This is a genomic window from Hominilimicola sp. (assembly GCF_046972485.1).
Lineage (GTDB): Bacteria > Bacillota > Clostridia > UBA1381 > UBA1381 > Hominilimicola > Hominilimicola fabiformis.
The window spans coordinates 1-8579 of the sequence record NZ_JBKVWU010000093.1 but is presented as its reverse complement, the minus strand read 5'-3'; the positions used below and the strand labels follow the sequence as shown (position 1 = coordinate 8579).

Sequence of the window (8579 nt, the reverse complement as noted above, 5' to 3'; positions counted from 1 at the left end):
CAGTCGTTAAAACTACTACGCTATAAAAAGTCTAACTTTTTGGGGTCACATCAAAAGGTCCTCATTTCTATTCTTGCATATTTAACGAAATCAACTGATATGTATCTTTACCATTGTAATTATACGGTCTTACTACCGCTTTTCCTGTTGCTCCTTTATTCACTTTGATTCCAAAACCCTCTATTGATTCAGATGTAAGATTATAGCAATCATTCAAAATGTCTGTATATCCAGAACTATAGTTTGTAAATATTACAGTATATGTTCCGTCCCCATTATCATACATATTATCAGCTATCGAGAAAACTCTTCTGGCATCTCCCTCTTCACCGGAATCATAATAATAGTATCCATTGTCATATCCAAATTGCCAGTCGTATCCCATAACATTATATTTTGCCTCGCCATGCTGTACTTTTTTCCCAAGATACCTGTCAATAGAATTTGAAACTGTTTCCTCATCAGTTTTATAACAAGCATGAATAAAATCATCCAATGTTACATACTTAGCTGCTTCCTCATCAGAAATAGGAATTGCCCCTGACGTATGATTAACCGAATTATGTTTACAACCAAAATATATCAGCTGATCTCTGCTTGCAGTATTTGCGTCGTAATCATTAAAATCAATTTCACTAAAATTACTCAAAAATATATTAATCATATATCTTTGATTTTCACTCATTGTAGGAATTAAATCCTCATTTTTGTCCTCATAAACATATCCGTCTTTTGATAATCTGATAGTATTGTTTTTAAAATCCACATTGAATCCGCCTACAACATCTGCTATATCACGAAGTTTAAAATATGTACTACCGTCAACATTATATCCGTTTAAATTAACGTTGTTGTTATTCAATTTTATAGGGAAAGTATTTTCGGTAGCAATATATTGCCCCGCAAAAACACCAACCGTACCAAATACCAACGCTCCTGTTATCACTCCGATTATAAAATTCCTTTTCATCAAAATCCCTCCAACTGTTTTAGCAACATTAATTACATCACTTACATTACTTATTGTAATTCCTTTAATCCATCTTTTCGCTTTGTCTTTCTCCATACGTTCTTTTAATTCAACAACATCATGCAAATTACGACACGCATTAGTTATATATTCAAATATTTCTCTTATTTTTTTATAATTATCATCTAAGTTTTGTTCTAAATCAATACTAATATATTTGTCAAATCTAAGTTTTCCTTTTTTATAATTTACAAGAACAAGCTGTAATTTATCTTTGTATTTATCTTTATCTTTTAAATAATGATTAAATTGTTCTTTAACACTGATAAAAGACTCTAAATCATAATATATACGAGTGTCATTTCCTTCAAATTTTAATATTTTTTTAGTAGCTGATTCATCATTCGGGCATAAATATTCTCCATAACCCGCCCAAAAAATATCTAAATATCTTTTTGTATTATAATTCCAATACAAATAATTTTCCTCAATAATTCTCTGTACATGCTGTAAGTCATATCTGGCAAAAATGATTCCAACAATACATTGTTCATTATATTCATATCTGTCACGAACTTCTTCTTGCAATCTGGTAAAATTCAATGCCTCTATCATTATATCACCACTTTTAATAAAAAATATAATTTATTCTCTCATATCGGACAAAAAAAATCATTCGAATCAGAATTTTTATAAAATCTGATACTTGCATAATCACTCACATTAACACCCATATTCTTTTTATAAATCTCCCACTGATTATATTCGCCCATGCCGAGATGTTTTAATATATCATCAATATTTTCTCGTGTTTTCGGAACAACACAATCGCTTATATACAACCTTACACGACTATCCTCCACAACATCGGATATTTTCAAAATTCCAAACAGACCTCTAGGATTAGGATTTTCCCTATCCTTTAAATATGCTTGAAATTTATCTGTTTTCGTATTATATTCCAAATATCCCGTAACGTCTTTATTCCGCCACACTATCTCGTAAATCTCTAACATATTCAATCCTCCACATTATAAAGTCTATAACTTTTTCCCACCAAATATCTTTTAGCTGAATGTTATTTATATCCGCATAAACCAATTCGCTGTATGTTTTCTTTACCGCCATAACCCTATCTGCAACTTGATTTCTTTCAATATTAAGATTAATTGTAGGCACATATATTTTAGACATTTTCTGAAATATTCTTTCCGCCGCATTAAATCTTTCCTCATACAACGGTGCATTACAAAGACAGTATCTATATGCCGATTTAAAATCATTCAACATTCCTTTTATATCATCATAAAGCAAAGAATATCCGTTATCATATATAGGCGACAATTTAAGCTCTCCGTTATCCGACATAAGAAATCCTACGTTACTGTTATGCCTATCCTCATTCATTATAATCAAATCAAATGCCAACAGATTTATTAAATCATTTCCGCACCCGGTGTTTCTGCAAAGCTTTTCAAAATCAATATTGCTTTCATCCTCCGCATATAGACTTGCCAAATATATTAACGTTTTTCCGTTTCTGAAATCGGGAGAACTGCAAACCAAAGTTCTGAAATTCTTACCGTATCTAATTCCCTCCATACCAATAAGACTTTGCTCCGCTACATTTAATCCCATTAGCTTGCCTATTTCATAACATAACACCTCAATAACAGGCTCAATTCCCCACTTTTCAGGAAAATCACGAACCTGTAAACGTCCCGATTTAACAAAATACACTATTCCATCTTTCTGATATTCTGTTTTTAGTAAATTACCCTTTGAATTACTGTGTATTGAAAAATTGTTTCTTGTAATGCTACTCATTATAATATCCTCCGATATTGATATTATATCAAACTATATAGTGTAAATGGCGAAATAAAATTCTACCGCAAACAAACTAAATATACAACTAATATATCACAATGAAAGATGAATTGCAAATGAAATTGGTTTGACTAATAAATACGTTCAAACGCATAGACGAAGAATTTGCTATTCTAATCTCAAAAATCACGAAATTAAACGGTAAATTATAAACAAGCCGAATTTATCAAATCAAATCGACAAATTCGGCTTATTTTATATGAATGTAGCTTATAAACTAATTACTCACTGATTACAGGTCTCATATTTTCGAACGAATACCAATATGTAATAAGCGAATTTTTACTGCGTTCTGCCTTTTGTGCCTCCGACACCTTTGCAGGTGCGGTTGTTAAATTGACAAGTGTGCCGTTATCGTCATATTCCGCTTCTATTTTAACGCAAGGTTTATTTGTGCTCTCAGTCAGCACTCTTACAAGCTCCGACACTATACCCGGTGCAGTTCCATAGCCGTTAAGCATTAAATCGCCCGCAAGCTGTGATCGTCCCCCGTTGCCGTAATGGTTATGGTCGCCGAAGCAATCCATAATTGCCTTTGCCGCCGCATCCTCGTTTTCATAACCGTTCTTTGCATAATCCGCTACATATTCGTTAAATGCATTGTCAGCGTTAAGTCCTATATCAATAAATCCTAAAATATCAGGATCATCCTTTCTTTCCTCGTAGATAACTCTTATGCCTAAAGAATCATACGCATCCTCTCGACAGCCGTGGAATGTATGTGTTGTTTTATCATATACATATTCGTAGCCTTCAACGCAGCCGTGCGGGGTATAGCTTGTAAGTATTACTTTTGCACCCATTGCAAGACACGCATCAACATAATAGTCAAGCGGAGCCTTAAACTGCGTACCGGACATTCCGCCCGGATTTGTCCCCATATTTCCAATGGTGACAATATCGCCCGGTCTTATGTTTATCAGAATATTATCAAGCCAGCCCTGTGTATAATATGTTTTAAGATTTCTTGAACCCTTACCGTTATTATGATAATCGGCAAGTGCGGTAAACTCGGGATAATTGGCTTGATCACGTGCTAAATTATATGCGTATGAGCCGCTGTTGCCGATAGTTGAATCGCCGACAGACCAAATGTTAGGTTTTTCAGCGGCAGTCTTTTCAACCTTTTCTATTGATATATACGCAACCCTTGCACCTGAGAATTTTAAATCCATTACATCATCCACAACCGGAATATCATATACTTGTTCGGTTATTTCTTCTGTTTTTACAGTATATCCCGTATGTGTTGTCCCCTCTGCGGCAAGAGTTCTTTCATGACCTGACAGTGCTTCACTTACATATTCAGACACCAAATCACCACTAAAAGCAATCTTTACTCTGTAATGTTTTCCTTTTGTAACCTTAGCTTTAAAAGTGAAATCACCCGACAAATAATCAGATTCTGCATTATCAATACTTGGTGTGCCTTCTGCTTTTGCACTTCCCTCTATTCCATAACCGCGTGATACGGTATAAGTTGTTAAAGGATTAATATCCGTATAACCCTCTGTAACACTTTCATCCGCACCACTTCCGAAGTCAAATGATAAACCGTGAACTGTGACCTTAACACTTCTTGATAATATTTTGCCGTCACTGCTTTCTCCTGTGGCTCTTACGGTAAACACACAAGGAACAGCTGCCGATGTAACGCTTATTGTACCCGCTGATGCGTCAAACGATATACCGTCGGGAAGATTATATTTATTGACATTATTTTTGTCATATATTCCAAGCAATACATTTCTGTTCAAATCCATACCATCACCGTTGATTACCGCCGCACTGTATTTAGCAGTATTTACTGATTTTTCATCAAGCGGTATTGCAAGGCTTCCTTGTGATGATGTAAACTTTATACTTTCAGCCGAGTCGGTAATATTGAGCTTTATGGTTTTGGTATAGCCGCCGATATTCACCTGAACAGTTGCCTCACCGGCTGATGCACCCTCACCCAGAGTTATTGTTGCTTTGTGAGAATCTACTACATCGGGAGTTATTATAATGTCTTGCATATCATCTTCTAAGATTGACCATTCTGCCGCACCTGTTATATTATATCCTTCTTTGCTTTTTACCGATACAGATAATGTTGCAGTATCTTTGTTTGGAATTGACAAAGTTTCCTGTGAAATATTGAGTGTATAGGTTGAAATATCCGCAGCCGGATAATATGCTCTATATGCATCAAAATCAACCGTTCCTGTCTGCTTATTTGCAAAACCAATTGAGTAATATGTCGGCTCCGAGTTTTCAGTCCACGCTATGCTATCGGTTTCACCGACAAACTGACCGTTTAAGTCATACACCTTTACAAAACAACTTTCGGTAGTCTTGTCAGCCGACAGTACAATTTTATACCATTTGCCCTTGTTGACTGTAACATCAATATCATTATTTTTTATAGCTATGCCATTTAGCTTTATTGTTGTTCCGTCAAATTCAAGCGTTACAGGCGTTGTATAGCCTTCCTTATCCGTCCAATACGGCTGTTTTGATGTAAGTGTAATACATCCATTGCCATTAAAGCGTATATTCTGCTCAAATATAATTTGTTTTTGCGGTGTATCTATTGAATTTGTGAACATATGTGATTTACTCGATGTTGGGCAATTAATTCTAAGGAATTTGTTATTCTCCTCTTTCATAATAACTGCATCACCGCTATCTGAACCGGACATACCCCAGCCGCCGACCATAATATCGTTACCGCCGTAAGTGTCCTTTAATGTAGTATATCCAACAAGACTGTCGGGATATTCGTCAAAGTCGGATGGGTAGCCTGCTTCAGGCAAGATTTGGTTATCTGCCATGCTCTTATCACCTGTTGCGGCAACATACATTGACGCTTCAATCGTCTCACCATTATATGTAACAGTTGCTTTGAGCTTACCGTAGAAATTAAAGTCGCACTGTCTGAGCATAAACGAAACTTCTGTAGCGCTGTTTGTATGCTCGGCAAATTCACCGTAGCTGTCGCAATACTTGTCGGTATCGTTTACGGTCTTAAATCCGTCTATATCCCACTCAATATTAAAATCCTCTATGCGGCTGTCTATTGTCTCTGCGGTTATAATCGTTCCCGCTTCGCCTGTAAGAGTAAGCGTATATTTGTTTTCGGCGGCAGTGTCGGGACTATCGCCGAAGGTCATCAGGGAATTGCCCTTTATTTCGGCAGAAACGATAGGCTCAATATACTCTGTGTCTTTTTCATAAACTGCCGTAAATTTTGTGTCGGCTGTAATTTTGTATTCCTTTAAATCGTTAATCAGATTTTCGGTATCGTCATTTACCTGCCAGCCCTTAAAGATATAGCCATAATTTGTTAAGTCGGGAATATTTAACGGGCTTGCATTGCCCTTTACGGCTTCTTCGGTGGTATTGCCTTTTACATCATAAGTTACGGTGTAATATGCGCTTCCTGCGTCAAGCGCGCTATCGTATGCGCGGACTACGATATTGTCAATGCCGAATGTAGCCGTACTCTTTCTCGCCTCACAAATCAGAAGCTTACCGATTGCCGTTCCGTCTGTCCCCATAGGAACTTTGTTGTCAAAATATATTGTTTCGCCGTCAGGGCTCGACAGTGTGATTGTCACATTATGCTCTGTAAAATCCATAATCGCCTTTGCGTGTGTCCAGCCTGATTTATTCGTCCAATCTGTTGTTGTATATGTTTCCTTAGAACCATCTAAATTATTTATGATGAGTTTATCGCTATTCTTAGGTTGTGTAAATGAAAAGATATAATTATTTCCGCTGTAATTTGCATTGCCTTTAGGGTTGCCTGCTGCAGAATCAAGTAATACAAGCTGATTTATATTTTCATTTCCTGTATTCGTCATATAGAAGTCAAATTCGATAACTGCTTTACCATTTTCCGTTGTCTGAGCGTCAGAATCGAAGGTATAGTATGCATTTCGTGTTCCACTTCCGTTTGTATTTGCAAATTTGAAATACTTATTGATACTGTTGTCTTCATCTGTTGCTATTGACATATCGCCCGGAGCATTTGCAGACGTCCAGCCCATTGTATCCGTTGCACTTTCAAAATCAAGCGAAAAATATTCCGCCGCGTTTGAGGTTATAACAAATGACATTTGCAGTAGAAGCGATATTGCTGTTATCACTCCTAAAATTCTTTTAAGTTTATTTTTCATCACTTTGCCTCCTTAATTGTTATTGAATTATATAACGGCTTCATTCCGTCCTCCCACAAGAACAGCTTGATATATGAGTCAGTATCTGCACTTAAGCTGTCCGTCTTTATCGTGGAAGTGCTGTATGCAGCGATTGTTTCTTTTCTTTGCTTTACAGATTTTAATTTTCCATAGTTATCATACAAAGCCATATACAATGTTAATTCCTTTCTGTCTGCATTGTCGTTTGTATATACTGCCTCGGCATATACCTCTGCGCCGTTAAGCTTATTTACTGCGTTGCCCTGCATATCTTTCAGTGTAATTGAATCTTCAATATGCTCATCCGGAACATTAGTATTTAACCTACCCTCGATAACCGTACCGTCATAATTTCTTGTTAAATACATATCGTCTATCCTTACATAACAGTTTGCCGGTGAGTCTGAGTACAAGCCAATCTCACATTCTCCGTTTTCAATAATAATATCCTTTACAACGACATCTGTCCAATTACTCATTTTTGATTTTAGAGAAGCTGTGTAGTTCTTATTGTTTGTATTTGCATACAATACACATTCATTTTGTCCGCCGCTTGACATAACGCTTGCTCGAAGTGTATATATACCGTTTGGCAAATCTTTAATTGTTTGTTTAATTCTTGCGGTATAATCTGTGTCTGCACTTTGCTTTGCGGCATAGTTGCCGTAAAAACGTCTTGCTTTTACATTCCCGTTTACCGAACCGTCTGTACTGTCACTGCATTCCCAACCTGTCAATGATTTAACATCAACTCTGTCGGCATCAAATTCATTGTTTGCAATATAATTATTTCCGTCGCCAATTGTCCACTCGCCTGTTTCTGAGTTTAATTTCCATTGACTTAAATCGTTGAAATGAGGAGTATATCCGTCCATTGTCAGTGGAACCCACTGATTATATCCTATACCATGTGTTCCGAAATCACACCAACGGTCACCACAATAAATAACCGTGTCCTGCTTGCTTCCGTGAAGCGTATAGTAAAATCCGGTTTGTGAATTGTGTGCATAGCTATACTTTGCACCCGGCATAATGTACGGAAGATTTGAACTTGATTTTGAAGTATCAATATAATCCGGCTTTAATTTGTAATCGCCGAGTATATCTTTTGATTCAAACACATACACTCTTGAACCACGCCAGCCGTATAAATCTGAACCGGTAAAATAATAATGGTCTTTGTATTTAAACATACAGTCACCCTCTATACCGCCTTTATCTTTTTGTTTTATTGTACCATCTTCATCAAAATATGAACCGGTAGAACCGTTCAGCTCTTTTATATTATCAAAATCAAAATCACAGAAATTCTTAGTTTCATCCATAGGTGCAATATATAAATGTCCTCTGCCGTTCGCGCTTGAACATATCATATAACCTTTGCTGTCTTCATCATAGAACATTGTTAAATCACCTGTATCACCATTTGCGATAACAGGAAGTGACGTTCCACCCCAAAAATATCCCTTTTCTGTTTTAAATGGGCCTTTCGGATTATCCGCACTTGCGATAATCGTTCCGTTAAACTGTGATAC

Annotated in this window: 5 protein-coding genes; all 5 read right to left on the bottom strand. The window is 36.5% G+C overall.

The window, feature by feature from the left end; all coding sequences use genetic code 11:
- Positions 1–67: 67 nt before the first annotated feature.
- On the bottom strand, positions 68–1585 hold the full coding sequence (locus ACLTU0_RS09065; RefSeq protein WP_337599258.1) for a hypothetical protein: 1518 nt from the start codon (positions 1583–1585) through the stop codon (positions 68–70).
- A 38-nt stretch (positions 1586–1623) separates the two neighbouring features.
- Positions 1624–1986, bottom strand: coding sequence for a hypothetical protein (locus ACLTU0_RS09060; RefSeq protein WP_022228800.1), 363 nt, complete (start codon positions 1984–1986; stop codon positions 1624–1626).
- Positions 1952–2797, bottom strand: a complete 846-nt coding sequence (locus ACLTU0_RS09055; RefSeq protein WP_337599259.1) for a hypothetical protein — start codon at positions 2795–2797, stop codon at positions 1952–1954. The genes ACLTU0_RS09060 and ACLTU0_RS09055 overlap by 35 nt, the downstream gene beginning before the upstream one ends.
- Before the next feature lie 284 nt (positions 2798–3081).
- A complete protein-coding gene (locus tag ACLTU0_RS09050) occupies positions 3082–7023 on the bottom strand; it encodes an InlB B-repeat-containing protein (RefSeq protein ID WP_337599260.1) in 3942 nt (1313 codons plus the stop codon).
- On the bottom strand, positions 7023–8579 hold a 1557-nt coding region (locus tag ACLTU0_RS09045), incomplete at its 5' end, for a hypothetical protein (protein ID WP_412322130.1). The genes ACLTU0_RS09050 and ACLTU0_RS09045, both read right to left, overlap by 1 nt.